At 55.3% G+C, this 21776-nt stretch carries 21 protein-coding genes; 13 read left to right on the plus strand and 8 right to left on the minus strand.

What is annotated here, in order from left to right:
• Nucleotide 1 precedes the first annotated feature (1 nt).
• From priA to rraA, 7 genes are all read left to right on the plus strand, one after another.
• Nucleotides 2-2197, plus strand: a complete 2196-nt coding sequence (priA, locus tag AC2FAK_RS19465) for a primosomal protein N' (protein ID WP_058680507.1) — start codon at nucleotides 2-4, stop codon at nucleotides 2195-2197.
• Nucleotides 2198-2316: 119 nt separating this feature from the next.
• The gene (gene cytR, locus AC2FAK_RS19470) at nucleotides 2317-3342 is read left to right on the plus strand and encodes a DNA-binding transcriptional regulator CytR (RefSeq protein ID WP_013099311.1); all 1026 of its coding nucleotides are present in this window, start codon (nucleotides 2317-2319) and stop codon (nucleotides 3340-3342) included.
• A 93-nt stretch (nucleotides 3343-3435) separates the two neighbouring features.
• Nucleotides 3436-4437 carry a cell division protein FtsN gene (gene ftsN / locus AC2FAK_RS19475; RefSeq protein WP_095455563.1) on the plus strand — a complete coding sequence of 334 codons (1002 nt, stop codon included), beginning with the start codon at nucleotides 3436-3438 and terminating at the stop codon, nucleotides 4435-4437.
• A gap of 94 nt (nucleotides 4438-4531) precedes the next feature.
• Nucleotides 4532-5062 carry an ATP-dependent protease subunit HslV gene (gene hslV, locus AC2FAK_RS19480; RefSeq protein ID WP_008501802.1) on the plus strand — a complete coding sequence of 177 codons (531 nt, stop codon included), beginning with the start codon at nucleotides 4532-4534 and terminating at the stop codon, nucleotides 5060-5062.
• A 9-nt stretch (nucleotides 5063-5071) separates the two neighbouring features.
• Nucleotides 5072-6403 carry an ATP-dependent protease ATPase subunit HslU gene (gene hslU / locus AC2FAK_RS19485; RefSeq protein WP_013099313.1) on the plus strand — a complete coding sequence of 444 codons (1332 nt, stop codon included), beginning with the start codon at nucleotides 5072-5074 and terminating at the stop codon, nucleotides 6401-6403.
• 67 nt (nucleotides 6404-6470) lie between these two features.
• Nucleotides 6471-7391, plus strand: a complete 921-nt coding sequence (menA, locus tag AC2FAK_RS19490; protein ID WP_045901632.1) for a 1,4-dihydroxy-2-naphthoate polyprenyltransferase — start codon at nucleotides 6471-6473, stop codon at nucleotides 7389-7391.
• Nucleotides 7392-7483: 92 nt separating this feature from the next.
• Complete coding sequence (gene rraA / locus AC2FAK_RS19495) at nucleotides 7484-7969, plus strand: ribonuclease E activity regulator RraA (RefSeq protein ID WP_013099315.1); 486 nt, start codon at nucleotides 7484-7486, stop codon at nucleotides 7967-7969.
• Nucleotides 7970-8552: 583 nt separating this feature from the next.
• Here the strand turns inward: rraA and zapB are convergent.
• On the minus strand, nucleotides 8553-8792 hold the full coding sequence (zapB, locus tag AC2FAK_RS19500) for a septal ring assembly protein ZapB (RefSeq protein WP_013099316.1): 240 nt from the start codon (nucleotides 8790-8792) through the stop codon (nucleotides 8553-8555).
• A gap of 398 nt (nucleotides 8793-9190) precedes the next feature.
• Here zapB and AC2FAK_RS19505 point away from each other — a divergent pair, with 398 nt between their 5' ends.
• The 4 genes from AC2FAK_RS19505 (at nucleotide 9191) to fpr (ending at nucleotide 13543) form a co-directional block, all read left to right on the plus strand.
• A complete protein-coding gene (locus AC2FAK_RS19505) occupies nucleotides 9191-10036 on the plus strand; it encodes an MIP/aquaporin family protein (protein WP_013099317.1) in 846 nt (281 codons plus the stop codon).
• A 21-nt stretch (nucleotides 10037-10057) separates the two neighbouring features.
• Nucleotides 10058-11566 (plus strand): glycerol kinase GlpK, encoded by a 1509-nt coding sequence (gene glpK, locus AC2FAK_RS19510; protein WP_320736882.1) that lies wholly within the window; start codon nucleotides 10058-10060, stop codon nucleotides 11564-11566.
• 123 nt (nucleotides 11567-11689) lie between these two features.
• A complete protein-coding gene (gene glpX / locus AC2FAK_RS19515) occupies nucleotides 11690-12700 on the plus strand; it encodes a class II fructose-bisphosphatase (RefSeq protein ID WP_013099319.1) in 1011 nt (336 codons plus the stop codon).
• Nucleotides 12701-12796: 96 nt separating this feature from the next.
• On the plus strand, nucleotides 12797-13543 hold the full coding sequence (fpr, locus tag AC2FAK_RS19520; protein ID WP_095455564.1) for a ferredoxin--NADP(+) reductase: 747 nt from the start codon (nucleotides 12797-12799) through the stop codon (nucleotides 13541-13543).
• Here fpr and AC2FAK_RS19525 read toward each other — a convergent pair whose 3' ends face one another.
• Nucleotides 13544-13963: a DUF805 domain-containing protein gene (locus AC2FAK_RS19525; protein ID WP_095455565.1), complete on the minus strand. Its 420-nt coding sequence runs from the start codon at nucleotides 13961-13963 to the stop codon at nucleotides 13544-13546. It abuts the gene before it with no gap.
• 112 nt (nucleotides 13964-14075) lie between these two features.
• On the opposite strand from AC2FAK_RS19525, the gene AC2FAK_RS19530 reads away from it, so the two are divergent.
• Complete coding sequence (locus AC2FAK_RS19530; protein ID WP_020686903.1) at nucleotides 14076-14672, plus strand: DUF1454 family protein; 597 nt, start codon at nucleotides 14076-14078, stop codon at nucleotides 14670-14672.
• Nucleotides 14673-14783: 111 nt separating this feature from the next.
• Nucleotides 14784-15551, plus strand: a complete 768-nt coding sequence (gene tpiA / locus AC2FAK_RS19535; protein WP_003862019.1) for a triose-phosphate isomerase — start codon at nucleotides 14784-14786, stop codon at nucleotides 15549-15551.
• 47 nt (nucleotides 15552-15598) lie between these two features.
• On the opposite strand, the gene AC2FAK_RS19540 is transcribed toward tpiA, so the two are convergent.
• From AC2FAK_RS19540 to cpxP, 6 genes are all read right to left on the minus strand, one after another.
• Nucleotides 15599-16903 (minus strand): SLC13 family permease, encoded by a 1305-nt coding sequence (locus AC2FAK_RS19540; RefSeq protein WP_095455566.1) that lies wholly within the window; start codon nucleotides 16901-16903, stop codon nucleotides 15599-15601.
• Between the two features lie 73 nt (nucleotides 16904-16976).
• Complete coding sequence (locus tag AC2FAK_RS19545; RefSeq protein WP_020686902.1) at nucleotides 16977-17720, minus strand: CDP-diacylglycerol diphosphatase; 744 nt, start codon at nucleotides 17718-17720, stop codon at nucleotides 16977-16979.
• 110 nt (nucleotides 17721-17830) lie between these two features.
• Complete coding sequence (locus AC2FAK_RS19550; RefSeq protein ID WP_013099326.1) at nucleotides 17831-18820, minus strand: sulfate ABC transporter substrate-binding protein; 990 nt, start codon at nucleotides 18818-18820, stop codon at nucleotides 17831-17833.
• A gap of 235 nt (nucleotides 18821-19055) precedes the next feature.
• On the minus strand, nucleotides 19056-20018 hold the full coding sequence (gene pfkA, locus AC2FAK_RS19555; protein WP_013099327.1) for a 6-phosphofructokinase: 963 nt from the start codon (nucleotides 20016-20018) through the stop codon (nucleotides 19056-19058).
• Nucleotides 20019-20192: 174 nt separating this feature from the next.
• Entirely contained in the window at nucleotides 20193-21086 is an 894-nt protein-coding gene (fieF, locus tag AC2FAK_RS19560; protein WP_013099328.1) for a CDF family cation-efflux transporter FieF, read from the minus strand.
• A gap of 153 nt (nucleotides 21087-21239) precedes the next feature.
• On the minus strand, nucleotides 21240-21746 hold the full coding sequence (gene cpxP, locus AC2FAK_RS19565) for a cell-envelope stress modulator CpxP (RefSeq protein ID WP_095455567.1): 507 nt from the start codon (nucleotides 21744-21746) through the stop codon (nucleotides 21240-21242).
• Between the last annotated feature and the right edge of the window lie 30 nt (nucleotides 21747-21776).

A 21776-nucleotide genomic window follows, 5' to 3' on the forward strand; every position in this document is an offset into this window, starting at 1 on the left:
GATGCCCGTCGCTCACGTTGCCCTGCCCGTTCCGCTTCCACGCACGTTTGACTATCTGCTGCCCGACAGCATGAGCGTTAAAGCGGGCTGTCGCGTGACCGTGCCCTTTGGCAAACAGCAGCGCGTAGGGATCGTCGTCTCCGTCAGCGACAAGAGCGAATTGCCGCTTAACGAACTGAAATCGGTCGTTGAGGTGCTCGACAGCGAGCCCGTTTACTCCACCAGCACCTGGCGACTGCTACTATGGGCGGCGGATTATTATCATCATCCGATTGGCGATGTTCTGTTCCACGCTTTACCGATTATGCTGCGCCAGGGCAAACGCGCCAGCCACGCGCCAATGTGGTACTGGTTTGCGACCGAACAGGGCCAGGCGGTGGACATTAACAGCCTGAAGCGCTCCCAGAAACAACAGCAGGCGCTGGCCGCCCTGCGTCAGGGGAAAATCTGGCGCCATCAGGTCGATGAGCTGGAAGTCAGCGAAACCGCGCTCCAGGCACTACGAAAAAAAGGGCTGAGCGAACTGGCAAGCGAGGCTCCGGCCCTGTATGACTGGCGGGAGCGATTTTCCGTCTCGGGCGATCGCCTGCGCCTGAACACCGAGCAGGCCACCGCCGTGGGGGCGATCCACAGTGCCTCCGGCCATTTCTCCGCCTGGCTACTGGCCGGGGTCACCGGTTCCGGCAAGACAGAAGTCTATCTCAGTGTGCTGGAAAACGTGCTCGCGCAGGGCAAACAGGCGCTGGTGATGGTGCCGGAAATTGGCCTGACGCCGCAAACCATCGCCCGCTTTCGCGAGCGGTTTAATGCGCCGGTTGAGGTGCTGCACTCTGGCCTGAATGACAGCGAACGCCTCAGCGCCTGGCTGAAAGCGAAAAACGGCGAAGCGGCGATCGTGATTGGCACCCGTTCATCACTGTTTACACCGTTCAAAAATCTTGGCGTCATCGTCATTGATGAAGAACACGACAGCTCTTATAAGCAGCAGGAAGGCTGGCGGTATCACGCCCGCGATCTGGCCGTCTATCGCGCGCACAGCGAGCAAATCCCCATTATTCTGGGCTCTGCTACCCCGGCGCTCGAAACGCTGCATAACGTTCGTCAGCGTAAATACCATATGCTGCGCCTGACGCGTCGCGCGGGGAATGCGCGTCCGGCCATTCAACACGTGCTGGACCTGAAAGGTCAGCAGGTGCAGGCGGGGTTAGCACCTGCCCTTATCACCCGGATGCGTCAGCATTTGCAGGCGGGCAATCAGGTTATTTTGTTCCTCAACAGACGCGGCTTTGCCCCGGCACTGCTGTGTCACGACTGCGGCTGGATCGCAGAATGCCCGCGTTGCGACCACTACTACACCTTCCATCAGGCCCAGCGCCATTTGCGCTGCCACCACTGCGACAGCCAGCGCCCGGTGCCGCGTCAGTGTCCATCATGCGGGTCAACGCACATCGTGCCGGTCGGTCTGGGCACTGAACAGCTGGAACAGGCCCTGGAGCCGTTCTTCCCGGATGTGCCCATTTCCCGAATCGACAGGGACACCACCAGCCGTAAAGGGGCGCTGGAACAGCAGCTGGCAGAAGTGCATCGCGGTGGCGCGCGCATCCTGATTGGCACCCAGATGCTGGCTAAAGGTCATCACTTCCCGGACGTGACGCTGGTTGCCCTGCTGGATGTCGATGGCGCACTGTTCTCTGCCGATTTCCGCTCAGCCGAGCGTTTTGCCCAGCTTTATACCCAGGTGGCCGGACGCGCGGGACGCGCCGGGAAACAGGGCGAAGTGGTACTGCAAACGCACCATCCTGAGCATCCGTTGCTGCAAACCCTGCTGCACAAAGGCTATGACGCGTTTGCCGAGCAGGCGCTGGCTGAACGCCAGACCATGCAGCTTCCCCCGTGGACCAGCCACGTGATCATCCGCGCGGAAGATCATAACAACCAGCAGGCACCGCTTTTCCTGCAGCAGTTGAGAAACCTTCTGCAGGCCAGCCCGCTGGTTGATAATCAACTGTGGATTTTAGGGCCGGTTCCGGCGCTGGCCCCCAAGCGCGGCGGACGTTTTCGCTGGCAGATTTTGCTGCAACACCCTTCGCGCATCCGTTTACAGCACATCGTCAGCGGCACGCTGGCCTTGATCAACACCCTGCCAGAAGCGCGCAAAGTGAAGTGGGTGCTTGACGTTGATCCCATCGAAGGCTGAAGCCGGATCGAAAAATTTAACGTCCCTCACACTTTTTATGAAAATTCTGTAACCGATTCCATTAACTATCTGTAAAAATGGTGGCGTCAGAAGTTCGGTGTTCAGGCGAGGAGAAGACGTTGAAGTCCAGGAAAGAGGTTGCCACGGCGACCATGAAAGACGTTGCCCAGAAAGCACAAGTCTCTACGGCAACCGTGTCCCGCGCATTAATGAACCCGGATAAAGTCTCTCAGGCGACCCGCAACCGGGTAGAACAGGCCGCGCTGGAAGTGGGGTATTTCCCACAGGCGATGGGGCGTAACGTTAAACGTAATGAGTCGCGGACCATCCTGGTGATTGTACCGGACATCTGCGATCCCTTCTTCAGCGAAATTATTCGCGGCATCGAAGTGACCGCTGCGGAGCAAGGGTATCTGGTGCTCATTGGCGACTGCGCGCACCAGAATCAGCAGGAAAAAACCTTTATCGACCTCATTATCACCAAGCAGATCGACGGCATGCTGCTGCTTGGTTCGCGCCTGCCGTTTGATGCCAGCATTGAAGAGCAGCGCAATTTACCGCCGATGGTGATGGCCAACGAGTTTGCGCCGGAGCTGGAACTGCCAACGGTGCATATTGATAACCTGACCGCCGCGTTCAACGCCGTTAACTACCTGCAGGAGCTGGGGCATAAACGGATTGGCTGCATTGCCGGGCCAGAAGAGATGCCGCTGTGTCACTATCGCCTGCAGGGCTATGTTCAGGCGCTTCGCCGAACCGGCGTGACGGTTGATCCGCACTACATTGCGCGCGGTAATTTTTCCTTCGAAGCCGGTGGTCAGGCGCTGGAAAAACTACTGGCATTGCCTGAGCCGCCTACCGCAGTGTTCTGCCACAGCGACGTGATGGCGCTGGGGGCATTATCGTATGCGAAACGCCGCGGCCTGCGCATACCGAAAGATTTGTCGATTATCGGTTTCGATAATATTTCGCTTTCAGAATTTTGCGATCCCCCGCTCTCAACCGTTTCGCAGCCACGCTACGACATTGGCCGTGAAGCGATGCTTCTTTTGCTCGATCAGTTGCAGGGTCAAACAGTTAGCAGCGGATCGAGGTTGCTGGACTGCGAACTGATTATTCGTGGTTCTACCCAGGCATTGACTTAAAGTAAATGTCTTTAGGACACCCTTATCTGGTCAAAGCCCCGCCGCTTAAGTAACATGGCGGACTGACGAACGAATAAATACAGCGAAACGATAGTGGCACAACGAGATTATGTACGTCGCGGCCAGCCGGCACCTTCGCGACGCAAAAAGAGTAGCGCAAAGAAAAAGCAACGTAACCTGCCTGCTGTCTCGCCAGCAATGGTCGCTATTGCTGCGGCGGTACTGGTGGCCTTCATCGGCGGCCTGTACTTTATCACGCACCATAAAAAAGAAGAGGCTGAGGCCCTTCAGGGCAACAAAGTGGTTGGAAATGGTCTGCCACCGAAGCCTGAAGAGCGCTGGCGCTATATTAAAGAGCTGGAAAGCCGTCAGCCTGGCGTGCGTGCGCCGACCGAGCCATCCGCCGGTGGCGAGGTGAAAAATGCCGATCAGCTAACGGACGAACAGCGTCAGTTGCTGGCACAGATGCAGGCCGATATGCGCCAGCAGCCTACGCAGCTGAATGAAGTGCCGTGGAATGAACAAACGCCGGCGCAGCGTCAGCAAACGCTGCAACTGCAGCGCCAGCGTCAGGCACAGATTCAGCAGCAACAACAGCAGCAGCAGTGGACGCAAAACCAGCCGGTACAGCAGCCTAAAGCGCAGCCGCGCGTGACGGAACAGCCGAACCAGCAGCCGCAGACGCGAACGGCGCAGTCTCAGCCTGCTCAGCAGCCAAAGGCCCAGACGCAGAAGCAAACGGCTCAACCGTATCAGGATCTGCTGCAAACGCCTGCGCATACCACCGCGCAGCAGCCGAAAACACAGCAGGCCGCGCCGGTCACCAAAGAGACCGAGGCACCGAAGCAGACGGCTGAGAAGAAAGACGAACGCCGCTGGATGGTGCAGTGCGGCTCGTTCAAAGGTGCCGAGCAGGCCGAAACGGTCCGTGCTCAGCTGGCATTTGAAGGATTTGACTCGCGCATTACCACCAATAACGGCTGGAATCGCGTGGTGATTGGCCCGGTCAAAGGCAAAGAAAATGCCGATGGCACCATTTCTCGTTTGAAAGTCGCTGGTCACACAAACTGCATCCGACTTGCTTCCGGGGGTTGAAACCCCCAAATTCCCCCCCATCTATCTTTCTATTCAGCCCTGAGCACAGGCTCAGGGCTTCTGTTTCCCGATTCTGTAACCAGGGGGTCTGCTCGTGACAACAATAGTAAGTGTACGCCGTAACGGCCACGTGGTAATCGCCGGTGATGGCCAGGCCACGCTGGGTAATACCGTAATGAAAGGCAACGTGAAAAAAGTCCGTCGTTTATACAACGACAAAGTGATCGCCGGTTTTGCAGGCGGCACGGCTGATGCTTTCACGCTGTTTGAACTGTTTGAACGTAAACTGGAAATGCACCAGGGTCATCTGGTGAAAGCCGCCGTTGAGCTGGCGAAAGACTGGCGAACCGACCGCATGCTGCGCAAACTCGAAGCGCTGCTGGCCGTGGCCGATGAAACCGCATCGCTGATCATCACCGGTAACGGTGACGTCATTCAGCCAGAAAACGACCTGATTGCCATCGGCTCTGGCGGCCCTTATGCCCAGGCTGCGGCTCGCGCACTGTTGGAGAATACCGACATGAATGCGCGTGATATCGCTGTGAAGGCGTTGGATATTGCGGGTGATATCTGCATCTATACCAACCACAACCACACCATCGAAGAATTGACCTCTAAAGCGTAAGGATCTCCCATGTCTGAAATGACCCCACGCGAAATTGTCAGCGAACTGGACAAACATATTATCGGCCAGGATAACGCCAAGCGTTCCGTGGCTATTGCTCTGCGTAACCGCTGGCGCCGCATGCAGCTCGACGAAGAGCTGCGCCATGAAGTGACGCCAAAAAACATTCTGATGATCGGCCCAACCGGTGTCGGTAAAACCGAAATCGCGCGCCGTCTGGCGAAACTGGCTAACGCGCCGTTCATCAAAGTTGAAGCCACTAAATTCACCGAAGTGGGCTATGTAGGTAAAGAAGTTGACTCTATCATCCGCGATCTGACCGACTCGGCAATCAAGATGGTTCGCGTTCAGGCGATCGAGAAAAACCGCTATCGCGCGGAAGAGATGGCTGAAGAGCGCATTCTTGACGTGCTGATCCCGCCGGCGAAAAACAACTGGGGCCAGGCTGAACAGCAGGCTGAACCGTCTGCGGCACGTCAGGCATTCCGCAAAAAGCTGCGCGAAGGCCAGCTGGATGACAAAGAGATTGAGATCGATCTCGCCGCCGCGCCAATGGGTGTGGAAATCATGGCACCTCCTGGCATGGAGGAGATGACCAGCCAGCTGCAGTCCATGTTCCAGAACCTGGGCGGTCAGAAACAGAAAGCGCGTAAGCTGAAAATCAAAGATGCGATGAAGCTGCTGATTGAAGAAGAAGCAGCAAAGCTGGTGAACCCGGAAGAGCTGAAGCAGGATGCGATCGACGCGGTTGAGCAGCACGGTATCGTGTTTATCGACGAAATCGATAAGATCTGTAAGCGCGGTAACGCGTCCGGCCCGGACGTCTCCCGTGAAGGCGTGCAGCGCGACCTGCTGCCGCTGGTAGAAGGTTGCACCGTCTCCACCAAGCACGGCATGGTTAAAACGGACCACATCCTGTTTATCGCGTCCGGTGCGTTCCAGATTGCCAGCCCGTCTGACCTGATCCCGGAACTGCAGGGTCGTCTGCCTATCCGTGTTGAGCTGCAGGCGCTGACCACTGAAGATTTCGAACGTATCCTGACCGAGCCAAACGCGTCTGTGACCGTACAGTACAAAGCGCTGATGGCGACCGAAGGCGTGAACATTGAGTTCACCGAAGACGGTATCAAACGCATCGCCCAGGCGGCCTGGCAGGTCAACGAAACCACCGAGAACATCGGTGCGCGTCGTCTGCACACGGTGCTGGAACGCCTGATGGAAGATATCTCTTATGATGCGAGCGACCTGAACGGTCAAACCATTACTATTGACGCAGAATATGTGGGTAAACACCTGGATGCGTTAGTGGCAGATGAAGATCTGAGCCGTTTTATCCTATAATCGCGGTTACTGCATTCTCATCACATTTAATGGGGGCTAATGCCCCCATTTTTTTGGCTTAATAACTATGACTGATATCAGCCGTACTCAGGCGTGGCTCGAAAGTCTGCGCCCTAAAACCCTTCCTCTGGCCTTTGCCGCGATTATCGTCGGTACCGTCCTTGCGTGGTGGCAGGGGTATTTCAATCCGCTGGTTGCCGTGCTGGCGCTGGTCACCGCCGGTTTGTTGCAGATCCTCTCTAATCTCGCCAACGACTACGGCGATGCGGTTAAAGGTAGTGATAAGCCTGACCGTATCGGCCCTCTGCGCGGGATGCAGAAAGGGGTGATTACGCAGGCACAGATGAAGCGCGCGTTGATTATCACCGTGGTACTGATTTGTTTATCCGGCCTGGCGCTGGTGACGGTCGCCTCGAAAACCACCAGTGATTTCATTGGTTTTCTGGTGCTGGGCCTGCTCGCTATTATCGCCGCCATTACCTATACCGTCGGCACGCGCCCTTACGGTTATATCGGCCTGGGTGATATCTCCGTGCTGGTATTTTTTGGCTGGCTGAGCGTGATGGGCAGCTGGTACTTACAGGCGCATACGCTTATCCCTGCCCTGTTCCTGCCCGCCACCGCCTGCGGTCTGCTGGCAACGGCGGTACTTAATATCAACAACCTGCGCGATATCGACAGCGACCGTGAGAACGGCAAAAACACGCTGGCCGTGCGTCTGGGGCCGGTTAACGCGCGTCGCTATCATGCCTGCCTGCTGATGGGCGCCCTGCTCTGCTTCGCACTGTTCAACCTGATCTCGCTGCATAGTCTCTGGGGCTGGCTGTTTGTGCTCGCCGCGCCGCTGCTGATTAAACAGGCCCGCTTTGTGATGCGTGAGCTTAGCCCGGCAGCCATGCCACCGATGCTTGAGCGCACGGTAAAAGGCGCATTGCTCACTAACCTGTTGTTCGTGATAGGGATTGTGCTGAGCCAGACGCTGAGTTAACTGACAAATATCAATTAACAATTGATGATTTTGCCAACAACGCATTTCGCACGATATACTGAACACATTCGCAGCAACAGAGCGTTAAACCTATGAAATACGATACCTCCGAGCTTTGTGACATCTACCAGGAAGATGTCAACGTCGTTGAACCGCTGTTCTCCAACTTTGGTGGACGGTCTTCGTTTGGCGGACAAATCATCACGGTGAAATGTTTCGAGGATAACGGGTTGCTGTACGATCTGCTCGAACAGAACGGTCGTGGTCGCGTGCTGCTGGTTGATGGCGGCGGCTCCGTACGTCGTGCATTGATTGACGCAGAACTGGCCGGAATTGCCGTGCAAAACGAATGGGAAGGCATTGTGGTCTACGGTTCAGTACGCCAGGTGGACGATCTCGAAGACCTCGATATCGGCATTCAGGCGATTGCCGCCATTCCGGTTGGCGCCGCAGGTGAAGGCATTGGCGAAAGCGATATCCGCGTCAATTTCGGCGGCGTGACCTTCTTCTCCGGCGACCATCTCTATGCCGATAACACCGGCATTATCCTCTCCGAAGATCCGCTGGATATTGAGTAGTAAACAGTAAGCGAGCGCCATAAAAAAACCGCCAACAGCAATGTGGCGGTTTTTTTGTCCCTCGGGATTCGCGGTCCGTTGGGAAGGCTTGCAGGCTAACACCAAGGATCTTCATCATACTCGCGTCCAAACCTTGGGCAACCCCTCAGAAGCTTTATAAAATCCTAATTGTTTATGAATACCTTAACACCACGGTTGCTGCTTATTATGATGCAGCGTCCCTTTCCGCCATCTCGCAAATGGGCATCGGTCCAGGGAAAGGTGTATTCACAACCGTAAAACAGGCTAATACCAGGGCTTGTGTCCACCGACTTATCACCGGTGGTGAACGGTGGAGCGGTTAGCTGCAGGGACCGCATAATGAAACGCTATTTATGTATCGCGTTCATTGTCGCCAGCGTACTCGTTGTGAAGAGTGATGAACCCAATGTGTTCTTTGCTTTTGCTACGACAGCGCAGGACAAGTAGCGTTAAGGCCGCCTTGGGCGGCCTTTTTTATGGTTATTACCCATTCGCGATAACCATAAAAAAGCCGGGTGGCGGCTTCGCCTTACCCGGCCTACTCAGTTCAATCCCAGGGGAATTAAACCTCTTCCATACGCCCCAGCAGCGCCTGCAGACGTTCCTGCCAGCCGTTCTGCTGTTCACGCAGCTGGTTGTTTTCGCGCTCCAGTTCTTCACGGCCGTGCTGAGCTGTCTGCACTTCTTGCGCCAGGCTGTTGTTCTTTTCTTTCAGCTCTTCAATTTCCATCTGCAGCAGCGTGATGGTGTCAATCGCCTGCTGTACTTTCGATTCCAGTTTCTCAAACACTTCTAAAGACATGATCCTACCTCTCCTGAATTGCAAGGCGACGCTTTAACGTAAACGCGCACAACATCTATGCCGATTGTATGAAGCCCCGTCGCCCCTGTCCAGCGACACACCGCGCAGATCGCGGTTTGCAACACTTTTCGGCCTCGTCCTGGTGCGTTCGCGGCAATTACCCCTAAGTTGTTAACTCATTAGTTAATGAAATGATTCAGCTCACAGTCTCGCGTTGATGCAAAAATGCGCTTTATGGCGCGTAAACGCTCATTTTATTGACGCAGACCACACATTTTGATTTCGATATTTCTCGTTTTTGCTCGTTAACGATAAATTAACACTATGTCTACAGGACATCATGGCTGTCACGGGCGGCCATGCTAACAATAAACATCAATCTCTTCAGGATTCCGATTATGAGTCAGACATCAACCTTAAAAGGCCAGTGCATTGCCGAGTTCCTTGGTACCGGGTTGTTGATATTCTTCGGAGTGGGCTGTGTTGCTGCACTGAAAGTGGCGGGTGCCAGTTTTGGTCAGTGGGAAATCAGTATTATCTGGGGTCTGGGTGTGGCGATGGCCATCTACCTGACTGCAGGGGTTTCTGGCGCACATCTTAACCCGGCGGTGACCATCGCACTGTGGCTGTTCGCGTGCTTCGACGGACGCAAAGTTGTTCCTTTCATTATTTCTCAATTTGCCGGCGCGTTTTGCGCAGCGGCGTTAGTTTACGGGCTTTATTACAATCTTTTCATCGACTTCGAACAGACGCATCATATGGTGCGCGGCAGCGTCGAAAGTCTGGATCTGGCAGGTATCTTCTCTACATATCCAAACCCGCATATCAATTTTGTGCAGGCGTTCGCAGTTGAAATGGTGATTACCGCTATTCTGATGGGCGTTATCCTGGCGCTGACCGACGACGGAAACGGCATTCCGCGCGGCCCGCTGGCACCTCTGCTGATTGGCCTGCTGATTGCGGTGATCGGCGCATCCATGGGCCCGCTGACCGGCTTCGCGATGAACCCGGCGCGTGATATCGGACCAAAAGCGTTCGCCTTTATCGCAGGCTGGGGCGACGTGGCCTTCACCGGTGGCAAAGACATTCCTTACTTCCTGGTTCCGCTGTTTGCGCCGGTTGTCGGGGCTGCGCTGGGTGCGTTTAGCTATCGCAAATTAATTGGTCGCCACTTACCGTGCGACACCTGTGTGGACGAGGAGAAAGAGACGACTTCTACCGCACAACAAAAAGCTTCGCTGTAATCTGACTACGGGACTTACACCATGACCGAAAAAAAATATATCGTTGCGCTCGACCAGGGCACCACCAGCTCCCGCGCTGTCGTAATGGATCATGACGCGAACATTGTCAGCGTGTCACAGCGTGAATTTGAGCAAATCTATCCTCGTCCAGGCTGGGTAGAGCACGACCCGATGGAGATCTGGGCATCGCAAAGCTCCACGCTGGTCGAAGTGCTGGCGAAAGCCGATATCAGTTCTGACGAAATAGCCGCGATTGGTATTACCAACCAGCGTGAAACGACAATCGTCTGGGAACGTGAAACCGGCAAGCCAATTTATAACGCCATCGTCTGGCAGTGTCGTCGTACGTCAGAGATTTGCGAACAGCTGAAGCGCGACGGTATGGAAGAGTACGTCCGCAGCGCCACGGGCCTGGTGGTCGACCCGTATTTCTCGGGTACCAAAGTGAAGTGGATCCTTGACCACGTGGAAGGTTCACGTGAGCGTGCAAAACGCGGCGAACTGCTGTTCGGTACCGTCGATACCTGGCTTATCTGGAAGATGACCCAGGGTCGCGTTCACGTCACGGACTACACCAACGCCTCGCGTACCATGCTGTTCAACATCAACACGCTGGAGTGGGATAACAAGATGCTGGACGCGCTGGATATTCCACGCGCTATGCTGCCAGAAGTACGTAAATCTTCTGAAGTGTACGGTCAGACCAACATCGGTGGTAAAGGCGGCACGCGTATTCCTATCGCCGGTATCGCCGGTGACCAGCAGGCGGCGCTGTTCGGCCAGCTGTGCGTTAAAGAAGGGATGGCGAAAAACACCTACGGTACCGGCTGCTTTATGCTGATGAACACCGGCGAGAAAGCGGTGAAATCAGAAAACGGTCTGCTGACCACCATCGCCTGCGGCCCACGCGGTGAAGTGAACTATGCGCTGGAAGGTGCGGTGTTCATGGCGGGTGCATCCATCCAGTGGCTGCGCGACGAGATGAAGCTTATCAGCGATGCGTTCGACTCCGAGTACTTCGCCACCAAAGTGAAGGATACCAACGGCGTGTACGTGGTACCTGCGTTTACCGGTCTGGGCGCACCGTACTGGGATCCGTATGCACGCGGCGCGATTTTCGGCCTGACGCGTGGTGTGAATGCTAACCACATTATTCGCGCTACCCTGGAATCTATCGCCTACCAGACGCGCGACGTACTGGAAGCGATGCAGGCTGACTCCGGCATCCGTCTGCACGCTCTGCGCGTGGACGGCGGTGCGGTCGCGAACAACTTCCTGATGCAGTTCCAGTCCGACATTCTGGGCACCCGCGTGGAACGCCCGGAAGTGCGCGAAGTGACCGCGCTGGGTGCGGCGTACCTTGCGGGTCTGGCGGTCGGCTTCTGGCAGAATCTGGACGAGCTGCAGGAAAAAGCGGTTATCGAACGTGAATTCCGCCCTGGCATCGAAACCACCGAGCGTAACTACCGCTACAGCGGCTGGAAGAAAGCGGTGAAACGCGCCCTGGCGTGGGAAGAGCACGAAGAGTAATCATACATTCCCTCTCCCCCGGGGAGAGGGTCAGGGTGAGGGGCTCCGGCTGCACCGGTCCCCTCGCCTCGCCCCACTCTGTGATAAACTTCGTGCAATTCCTTTTGATTGCACGAGTACCTCATGAAACGTGAACTTGCTATCGAGTTTTCCCGCGTTACCGAAGCCGCTGCCCTGGCAGGCTATAAATGGCTTGGCCGTGGCGACAAAAATACCGCCGACGGTGCGGCTGTCCATGCCATGCGCATTGTCCTCAATCAGGTCAATATTGACGGCACTATTGTGATCGGCGAAGGCGAGATCGACGAAGCGCCAATGCTCTACATCGGTGAAAAAGTGGGTACCGGCAAAGGCGATGCCGTGGATATCGCCGTCGACCCGATCGAAGGCACACGCATGACGGCGATGGGTCAGGCCAACGCGCTGGCCGTTCTGGCCGTGGGTGATAAAGGCTGCTTCCTCAACGCACCGGATATGTACATGGAAAAGCTGATTGTCGGTCCAGGCGCGAAAGGCGCCATCGACCTCAGCCTGCCGCTGGAAGAGAACCTGCGTAACGTCGCCAGCGCGCTGAACAAGCCGCTGAGCGAACTCACCGTCACCATTCTGGCGAAACCACGTCACGACGCTACCATCGCGCAGATGCAAAAGCTGGGTGTACGCGTGTTTGCCATCCCGGATGGCGACGTGGCGGCCTCCATTCTGACCTGCATGCCAGACAGTGAAGTGGATGTCCTGTACGGTATTGGCGGCGCGCCGGAAGGCGTGGTCTCTGCTGCGGTGATCCGCGCGCTGGATGGCGACATGCAGGCCCGCCTGTTGCCCCGTCATGAGGTCAAAGGCGACAACGAAGAGAATCGCCGCATTGGCGAAGATGAGCTGGCGCGCTGTGAGGCAATGGGTATCGAAGCCAATAAAGTCCTCGCACTTCACGAAATGGCCCGCAGCGACAACGTTGTTTTCTCCGCGACCGGCATCACCAAAGGCGATCTGCTGGATGGCATCACCCGCAAAGGCAACATGGCGACCACGGAAACGCTGCTGATCCGCGGTAAATCGCGCACTATTCGTCGCATTCAGTCAATTCACTATCTCGATCGTAAAGACCCGGACGTACAGACGCACATTCTGTAAAACCGTTTGATCGATAGAGCTTTCCGGCCCGAATGGGCTGGATATCTTCATCACAAATACGGAAGATAGATCCGAGAAACAGCACAGGAGAAGATCATGGCGGACTGGGTAACAGGTAAAGTCACTAAGATACAATTCTGGACCGATGCGCTATTTAGTCTCACCGTGCACGCCCCCATCCATCCGTTTACGGCCGGACAGTTTGCCAAACTGGGGCTGGATATCGACGGCGAACGCGTGCAACGCGCTTACTCGTACGTCAACGCGCCCGATAATCCGGATCTCGAGTTCTATCTGGTTACCGTCCCGGACGGCAAACTCAGCCCGCGCCTGGCGGCGCTTAAACCCGGTGATGATGTCCAGATTGTGAGTGACGCAGCAGGTTTCTTCGTGCTGGACGAAATTCCGGACTGCGAAACCCTGTGGATGCTGGCAACCGGTACGGCCATCGGCCCCTATCTCTCCATTCTGCAGTACGGCAAAGACCTGGAGCGGTTTAAAAACATCGTGCTGGTGCATGCCGCGCGTTACGCCGCAGACTTAAGCTATCTGCCGCAAATGCAGGAGCTGGAGCGGCAGTATGCCGGAAAGCTGAAAATCCAGACCGTGGTAAGCCGCGAAACGGCAGCAGGTTCGCTGACCGGCCGCGTGCCGGCATTAATTGAGAGTGGAGCCCTGGAAGAGGCCGTTGGCTTGCCGATGCGTGCCGAAACCAGCCACGTGATGCTGTGTGGTAACCCGCAGATGGTACGGGACACTCAGCAGCTTCTGAAAGATACCCGGCAGATGACGAAACACCTTCGCCGCCGACCGGGTCATATGACCGCCGAACACTACTGGTGATCAGCGGTATTTCACCTCAAGAGTGTCTTTACCGTATTTGTTTTCGCTCTGGGTGCCGATGAACGCACCCAGATCGATAACCATCATCACAAAGATAATGGTCGGTAGCAGTCTGCCCACCACCCAGGGGAGGATGGACGGAAGTATTGACCAGTTCCCGGCGACCAGCATCCACGCCAGAATAATCAGAAAAGCCCATGCACCGGAACGACCGCGATCGTGCAGGCGTTTCACCACCACGGCCGCGGTTGGCCACAGTAAACAAACCAGCGCAAACGCCGCGGTTTGCGTGCTCAGCCATGCGTTATAGGCCATAAAAAACAGAAGCAGCATGGCGATAATCCACGTCGCCATCCAGATCCAGAAATCACGGCGTCCAATACGCCCTTTGAATGAAAACAACCACTGCTGTATGGTCATGTAAGGTTCCTTATTATCATATCGTGCGCATTTTACCCTGGAGTTGTGACCTTTTGACAAGCCGACCAGATATCGATTTAATCATGAGCACTTACGGCCAGGGACAATGTTGATGAAAAATTCGGCACACCTTCTTTTCCTGTGTTTCGCGATGCTGAGCGCCGGTCTCCCCCTGCACGCCGCCGAACCCCCTGCTCCGACAACCGCGCCCTACCTTCTGGCGGGTGCGCCATCGTTCGATCAGTCCATCAGTCAGTTTCGTGAAACGTTTAACAAAACCAATCCAACGCTGCCGCTGGATGAATTTCGCGCCATTGATGGCGCACGCGATACTCCAAACCTGACCCGTGCCGCCAGCAAGATTAACGAAAACTTGTACGCTTCCACTGCGCTGGAGCGCGGTACGCTAAAAATCAAAAGTATGCAGATCACCTGGCTGCCGATTCAGGGGCCAGAGCAGAAAGCCGCGAAGGCGAAGGCGCTGGAGTACATGAGCGCGGTGCTGCAGGCGTTTACGCCCGCACTGACAAAAAAACAGAGCCAACAAAAGCTGCAAAAACTGCTGGTTGCGGGTAAAAACAAGCGCTATTACACCGAAACCGAAGGCGCGGTGCGCTATGTAGTGGCCGATAACGGCGAAAAAGGCCTGACCTTCGCTGTTGAACCGATTAAGCTGGCACTATCTGACACACTCGGAGGGGCGAATTAATGACAAAAAGCAAAGCCTTTCGAGGGAAAATCTCTATACTGATTCACAGACCATGCTGCCCGTCAGGGTGGCCATATTCCTTAATTCGCTTATTTAGCGTGGAGAATTGAAATGCGACATCCTTTAGTGATGGGTAACTGGAAACTGAACGGCAGCCGCCACATGGTAAACGAACTGGTTGCGAACCTGCGTAAAGAGCTGGCTGGCGTGACTGGCTGCGCGGTTGCTATCGCTCCGCCGGATATGTACCTGGATCTGGCTAAACGTGCCGCTGACGGCAGCCACATCATTCTGGGCGCACAGAACGTTGACGTTAACCTGTCTGGCGCATTCACCGGTGAAACCTCCGCTGAAATGCTGAAAGATATCGGCGCCAAATACATCATCATCGGCCACTCTGAGCGTCGCACCTACCACAAAGAATCCGACGAGTTCATCGCGAAGAAATTTGCGGTGCTGAAAGAGCAGGGTCTGATCCCGGTTCTGTGCATCGGTGAAACCGAAGCAGAAAACGAAGCAGGCAAAACGGAAGAAGTGTGCGCACGTCAGATCGACGCTGTGCTGAAAACGCAGGGCGCGGCAGCATTCGAAGGCGCGGTTATCGCCTACGAGCCAGTCTGGGCGATCGGTACCGGCAAATCTGCAACCCCAGCGCAGGCTCAGGCGGTTCACAAATTCATCCGTGACCACATTGCGAAAGCCGACGCGAAAGTGGCAGAGCAGGTCATCATCCAGTACGGCGGTTCCGTAAATGCCTCTAACGCGGCAGAACTGTTCACCCAGCCAGACATCGATGGCGCGCTGGTTGGCGGTGCATCCCTGAAAGCTGACGCTTTCGCGGTGATCGTTAAAGCGGCAGAAGCGGCTAAACAGGCGTAATGCTGTTGTGGCGGGTGGCGCTTGCGCTTACCCGCCCTACAAAATCGCTACAAACGACCTAAAACGCTAAACCACAGATAATCCAGCGGCAGCAGCACCAGATACGTGGCAATTGCCAGCGCCAGACAGAGCACCATCCCCGCCCTTGCAGACACCTTTCCTAAGCCCATCGCCACCACTATCGGCGACGCCTGATACGGCAGCAGCGGCGTGGAATAGCCCAGCACCTGAATCATGATGACAGACAATAGCGGAAAGCCCGTCGCCTCTGAAAAATTCTGCGCCAGCGTGGTGTAGAGCGCCGGAACACCGTTAGCCGTCATAATAAAGTTCAGTGCCGTGGTGATCCCGGTCAGCGCCAGGAAACTGGTGAACGGTCTGTCGGCGTCCAGCGGCATTATCTTCAGCAACGCCTCCCCCACCGCCGGGCCGATACCGGTTTGCGTCACCACAATGGCCAAACCGAGGATGCCTGCCACATAAATACAGGTGCGCATATTCACCCCCGCCGAGAACTCTTCTCCGGTGATAAAACCTACGCGTGGCAGCATCACAATGACCGATGCCGCGAGTCCGGTCCATGCCGGCCCCACACCGTGCCAGCTCTCCGTCACCCACATTCCCAATACCACCGCCAGCAGCCAGGCAAGGCGTTTTTCATCTCGCCCCATCGGTTCAGCGGGTGCCAGATCCCTGGGCGGCTTCGGGCTACCGGGGAATAACCAGCAGATTAAACCAATCAGAATCAACCCTTTGAGAATACCGAGCACGGGCGTGTGCAGCAGCAGATAAGGCATGTAGTTCAGATGAATACCGTATGATCCCTCTGCCGCACCGCTCATCACCAGATTGGGAACGTTGGCAGGAAGGATGGTGGCCGAAAGCTGGAAGGTGCCGAAACCAACGGCCAGCGCCAGGCCAAACCAGGCGCGCGATCCGTCGGCAATACCGGCACGTTTTGCCATCGCGGCCACGATGGGCATCAGCAGCGCGATACGCCCCATGTTCGACGGCATCACAAACGCCAGGGCATAACTCAGCAGAACCACGCTGGCCACCATTAGCATCCAGGAGTCGGTGAGCCGGGCGGAGAGCGCCCGTGCAGCCCTGTCAGCCAGACCGGTTTTCCGGATTGCCACGCCAAGCACAAAGCCGCTGAACACCAGCCAGAAGGCAGACGAGGCAAAGCCGCCAAAAATGACCTCCGGCGGGGCAATTCTGGCGGTCATCGCTGCCGTGAAAAACAGCAGCGCGGTAATGAATTCCGGCAATAGCGACGTCGCCCATAACACAATGGTGACGCCGACGATCGCTGAGGGCACAAACAGAGGGTGGGTTAACCAGAGCGACATGCCTGTCTCCTGTCGTTTTTTTCAGCAAGTCTACGGCGACAGGCAGGACGAGTAAACGCTATTTATGGTGGGGTCACTTCAGGATATCGCATTGATGATCCTGCAATTCCTCAGCCGACGCGCGGTTAAGCATCAGCAAATTACGTTCGGTTGCCAGCAACACAAACGAGCCATCCGACTGCTGGGCCATCGCCAGCGCGAAGCGCCCCATATGGTCACGCGCTTCCGGCAGCTCTTCCGCCAGCATCATAAACGGACTCCGCTGCACCAGCTCGTTCTCCGTCACCCGGCGGGCGAGATATTCATGTCCTTCCAGTCCACCGGGAAGGGGCAGCCATTGGGTGCTGATTTGCCCCTGCGCGGCATTGAGCTTCTCGCGCACGTCCGGGCGCAGGCAGGAGATGTGGATATGGAAATGATTCTGCGTGCGGCCCGTGGGTGAGTTGATGGTCAATGAAATTGCGCTGTCTGGCACCTCGGATCCGTGCTTCATGCTCATAAAGCTACGGGCCTGCCATGCCAGCCAGAAGAAGTTCGGTGTTTGAGGCTTTGTCAGAAGTGGGCTTTCGGTGCCGTTGATGCGGTAGGTGGGCATCAATAAGTACTGCAGCGGACCGTTGCGATCCTTGAACACCACATAGCCCGCGTCAGGTTTGACCTGTGCACACGGCGCCGGATTGCGGTGCTGGATCTGATTCGGCACACACTGGTCCAGCACGATGTGACGCAACGCATTCGGATTACCTGCTTTCATCCAGTACACGCCACCCGCGGCAAGGGCGATAACAATCAGAATCAATAAGATAATTTTTTTCACAATGCGTTCCCTGTTTTCAGTAGAGGCCAAAGAGTAACGCAAAATGATGACCAAATAAAAAACCCGGCGGATTTCTCACAGCGGGTCACCGTGTCGTTCGTTACAAAAGCCTAGCGTTTGCTGATCTGATCGAATGTACCGCCGTTAGAGAAGTGGTCTTTCTGGGCTTTTGTCCAGCCGCCAAACTCATCATCAATGGTGAAAAGCTTCAGTTTCGGGAATACGCTGTCGTATTTCTTCGCAACCGCCGGATCGCGTGGGCGATAGAAGTTCTTCGCCGCAATTTCCTGGCCTTCCGGCGAATAGAGATACTTCAGGTAGGCTTCCGCCACCGCTTTGGTCCCTTTCTTATCGACCACTTTATCCACCACAGAAACGGTCGGCTCGGCGAGGATAGATTCGCTCGGGGTCACGATCTCGAATTTGTCTTTACCCAGTTCGTTGGTTGCCAGCAGGGCTTCGTTTTCCCAGGCAATCAGCACATCGCCAATGCCGCGCTCTACGAAGGTGTTGGTGGCGCCACGCGCGCCGGAGTCGAGCACTTCAACGTTTTTATACAGCGCTTTGACGAACTCCTGAGCCTTGGCCTGATCGCCATTGTTGTGATGCAGGGCATAGCCCCAGGCTGCCAGGTAATTCCAGCGTGCGCCGCCGGAGCTTTTCGGGTTCGGCGTGATGACCGATACGCCAGGTTTAACCAGGTCGTTCCAGTCATGGATCTGTTTCGGGTTGCCTTTACGCACCAGGAAAACGATGGTCGAGGTATATGGCGCGGAGTTATCCGGCAGGCGTTTGATCCAGTTTTTGTCGATGCGGCCACGTTCGGCAATTGCGTCCACATCGTAGGCCAGCGCCAGAGTCACCACATCCGCTTCAATGCCGTTGATGACGGAGGTCGCCTGCTTACCAGAGCCGCCATGAGACTGGCGAACCACCACGTTGTCGCCCGTTTCCTGTTTCCAGTGTGCCGCAAAGGCTTTGTTGTACTGCTCGTACAGCTCACGCGTCGGGTCGTATGACACGTTCAGTAACTGAATGTCCTTAGCCAGAACGCTGGTCGATGCCAGCAATAATGTTAAACCCACGCCCCATTTATTCATCGCCCAGCTCTCATATGTAGTGTTTTGATGAATGCAGCGTGCCAGAAACGGAATTGATGATTAAAGAATAAAAAAAGATTGGCTATAACTTCGAGGAATAAAAAAGTGGATGAGTGGCCTGATGCCCTCACCCCAACCCTCTCCCACGGGAGAGGGCGCAACCATAAAAAACGGTAACCCTGGGGTTACCGTTTTGCATTTACCTTGCCGCCACCCGGCACAATACAAACACCGATCAGTACAGTTTTTTCGCGCAGTCCAGCCAGTCACCTTTGAACGGACGCTTCATGTTTTCGATGGCGTCGATGATGTCATGGTGAACCAGTTTTTCGTTCTGAATACCGACGCAACGACCGCCGTGACCCTGCAGCAGCAGTTCAATGGCGTACGCACCCATGCGGGAAGCCAGGATACGGTCGTATGGACCCGGGGAACCACCACGCTGGATGTGACCCAGAACGGTCGCGCGGGTTTCGCGTTTGGTTTCTGCTTCGATGTACTTCGCCAGCTCATCAACATCACAGATATGCTCTGTGATCGCAACGATGGCGTGTTTCTTACCTTTGGCGATACCGGCTTTGATTTCTGCAACCAGATCTTCACGGCTGAATTCCACTTCCGGAACCACGACGAACTCACAACCGCCCGCGATAGCCGCAGCCAGGGTCAGGTCACCACAGTAACGGCCCATCACTTCAACGATGGAGATACGCTGGTGAGAAGAAGAGGTGTCACGCAGACGGTCAATCGCTTCCACAACGGTACCCAGGGCGGTGAAGTAACCGATGGTGTAGTCAGTACCTTTGATGTCGTTGTCGATGGTGCCAGGCAGACCGATGCACGGGAAGCCCATTTCAGTCAGACGTTTTGCACCCATGTACGAACCATCACCACCGATAACAACCAGTGCGTCGAGGCCGCGTTTTTTCATGTTCTCGATAGCCACTTCACGCACGTGTTCGTCGCGGAATTCCGGGAAGCGCGCAGAACCGAGGAAAGTACCACCGCGGTTGATCATGTCAGATACGCTGTAACGGTCGAGCTGAACCATACGGTCTTCATACAGACCCAGATAACCATCATAGATACCAAAAACTTCCAGACCTTCCGTCAGCGCTGCACGAACAACCCCACGAATTGCCGCGTTCATGCCCGGCGCATCACCGCCGCTTGTCAACACACCGATTTTCTTAATCATGACTACCTCTGAACTTAGGAATGCAAAATTGAAATCTGTTGCCGGAAGAAACTTGTCGACCAACGAATACTGCAAATAGTATATCAACCACTTCCAGCTGAATTGATTCAGGTCAGACCAAATGGCGGTAATTTATACACAAAATGCTGGCCTGGCTCACTTTTTTACAACGAATTACGAAAGCCCAACATAACCGGGTACAACCGAGCAGGGATCCTGGTGAATAATGACGTCTGACCCAGGAAAACGCTGCAAAATCGCCTGCTCCACCTGCTCAGCAATAACGTGAGCCTGAACCAATGGCAGGTTGTCTTCCATTTCTATGTGAATCTGAATAAAGCGGGTCGGCCCTGACTGCCGCGTACGAAGATCGTGAGCACCACTGACACCCGGCCAGGAGGTCACGATAGTATAAATTTCATCGCGTTCTGCGTCGGGGAGCGCACGGTCAAGAAGCGATTGCACCGCGTCATACCCCATCCGCAAAGCGCTGTATAAAATATAGATGCCAATCCCTAACGCAAATAACGCATCGGCCCGATGCCAGCCATACCAGGCCAGACCGAGCGCAATAAGAATAGCGCCATTCATCATAACATCAGACTGATAATGAAGCATATCCGCCCGTACAGCCTGACTTTGCGTTTTTCGAACCACCCAGCGCTGGAACGTTACAAGAACAAGGGTGCATATAAGTGCAGCCACCGTCACCACCACGCCCACGCCGGGATCGTTCATGGGTGATGGCGAAACAAGATGCTGAATGCCGGTTAAAAACAGAAACAGCGCAGAGCCGGAAATAAACATACTTTGCGCCAGCGCCGCCAGCGATTCGGCTTTGCCGTGCCCGAAGGTGTGCTCTTCATCCGCCGGTTGCAGCGAGTAACGCACCACCAGCAGGTTGGTCAGCGAGGCGGCAATATCCATCAACGAGTCCACCAGCGCCGCCAGAATACTGACCGAGCCCGTGTACCACCACGCGAATATTTTGATGACCAGTAAGCTTGAGGCCACGACCGTCGCGGCAATGGCGGCCCGGCTGACCAGTCTTCCATAGGATTGATTCATAAATACTCCTGTCATGCCATGCCGCTAGTATAACGGAAGGTTACGGAGTCAAAGGATGAATAAACGGTTAACACATCAGAATGAAGGGCAAAAAAAACCCCCACATCATGTGGGGGAAGACAGGGATGGTGTCTATGGCAAGGAAAACAGGGTTTACTGGTTACTACGGGTACTGCTATTGCTACTGAAAAACGTCGTTTCTGAGCTTCGCTGCATCCGTGCAACCTTACGCAATTGGTCCATACGTTGCTGATGTTTCTGGTTCAAAACCGCTTGCTGCTCGGGCGACAACAGGTGGAACATCTGGTTGCGAACCTTCGCCATCTCTACCTGGCGGGCAACCTGCTCCTGTGCCATTTTTTCTGCCTGAGCACGTACAGCGTTTTCGTCAAAATTTTCTGCGGTGACAAGGCGATGCATTGTCTCCATTTCGCTAACATTAACAGGGGGCTGATCGTGTCGTGCCCTCTGCATCAGATCTCGCATCTGTTGACGCTGATGTTCGGTTAAACTTATGCCGTCAAACATATGGCTTTGGCTGCTGTGCTGCGCGATGCCCTCTTGTGAGGACGCGTTATCGCCGATGATAGCTACAGCGGCCTGGCTAAACGCACTGAACGCCAGCGTTGAGGCCATGACGGCAGCGGTAACTTTGCGCATCACTTGCTCCCAAAATCTTTCATGTCGCGA

The sequence above is a fragment of the Enterobacter cloacae complex sp. 394F7 genome (assembly GCF_057320385.1).

Bases quoted from the DNA above. Each gene is read 5' to 3' on its own strand.
- AC2FAK_RS19530 (WP_020686903.1), top strand. From the start codon at position 14,076: ATGAAAAATTCGGCACACCTTCTTTTCCTGTGTTTCGCGATGCTGAGC.
- glpX (WP_013099319.1), top strand. From the start codon at position 11,690: ATGAAACGTGAACTTGCTATCGAGTTTTCCCGCGTTACCGAAGCCGCT.
- AC2FAK_RS19505 (WP_013099317.1), top strand. From the start codon at position 9,191: ATGAGTCAGACATCAACCTTAAAAGGCCAGTGCATTGCCGAGTTCCTT.
- AC2FAK_RS19540 (WP_095455566.1), bottom strand. From the start codon at position 16,903: ATGTCGCTCTGGTTAACCCACCCTCTGTTTGTGCCCTCAGCGATCGTC.
- tpiA (WP_003862019.1), top strand. From the start codon at position 14,784: ATGCGACATCCTTTAGTGATGGGTAACTGGAAACTGAACGGCAGCCGC.
- fieF (WP_013099328.1), bottom strand. From the start codon at position 21,086: ATGAATCAATCCTATGGAAGACTGGTCAGCCGGGCCGCCATTGCCGCG.
- priA (WP_058680507.1), top strand. From the start codon at position 2: ATGCCCGTCGCTCACGTTGCCCTGCCCGTTCCGCTTCCACGCACGTTT.
- glpK (WP_320736882.1), top strand. From the start codon at position 10,058: ATGACCGAAAAAAAATATATCGTTGCGCTCGACCAGGGCACCACCAGC.
- hslU (WP_013099313.1), top strand. From the start codon at position 5,072: ATGTCTGAAATGACCCCACGCGAAATTGTCAGCGAACTGGACAAACAT.
- cpxP (WP_095455567.1), bottom strand. From the start codon at position 21,746: ATGCGCAAAGTTACCGCTGCCGTCATGGCCTCAACGCTGGCGTTCAGT.
- pfkA (WP_013099327.1), bottom strand. From the start codon at position 20,018: ATGATTAAGAAAATCGGTGTGTTGACAAGCGGCGGTGATGCGCCGGGC.
- AC2FAK_RS19525 (WP_095455565.1), bottom strand. From the start codon at position 13,963: ATGACCATACAGCAGTGGTTGTTTTCATTCAAAGGGCGTATTGGACGC.
- zapB (WP_013099316.1), bottom strand. From the start codon at position 8,792: ATGTCTTTAGAAGTGTTTGAGAAACTGGAATCGAAAGTACAGCAGGCG.
- fpr (WP_095455564.1), top strand. From the start codon at position 12,797: ATGGCGGACTGGGTAACAGGTAAAGTCACTAAGATACAATTCTGGACC.
- menA (WP_045901632.1), top strand. From the start codon at position 6,471: ATGACTGATATCAGCCGTACTCAGGCGTGGCTCGAAAGTCTGCGCCCT.
- AC2FAK_RS19550 (WP_013099326.1), bottom strand. From the start codon at position 18,820: ATGAATAAATGGGGCGTGGGTTTAACATTATTGCTGGCATCGACCAGC.
- rraA (WP_013099315.1), top strand. From the start codon at position 7,484: ATGAAATACGATACCTCCGAGCTTTGTGACATCTACCAGGAAGATGTC.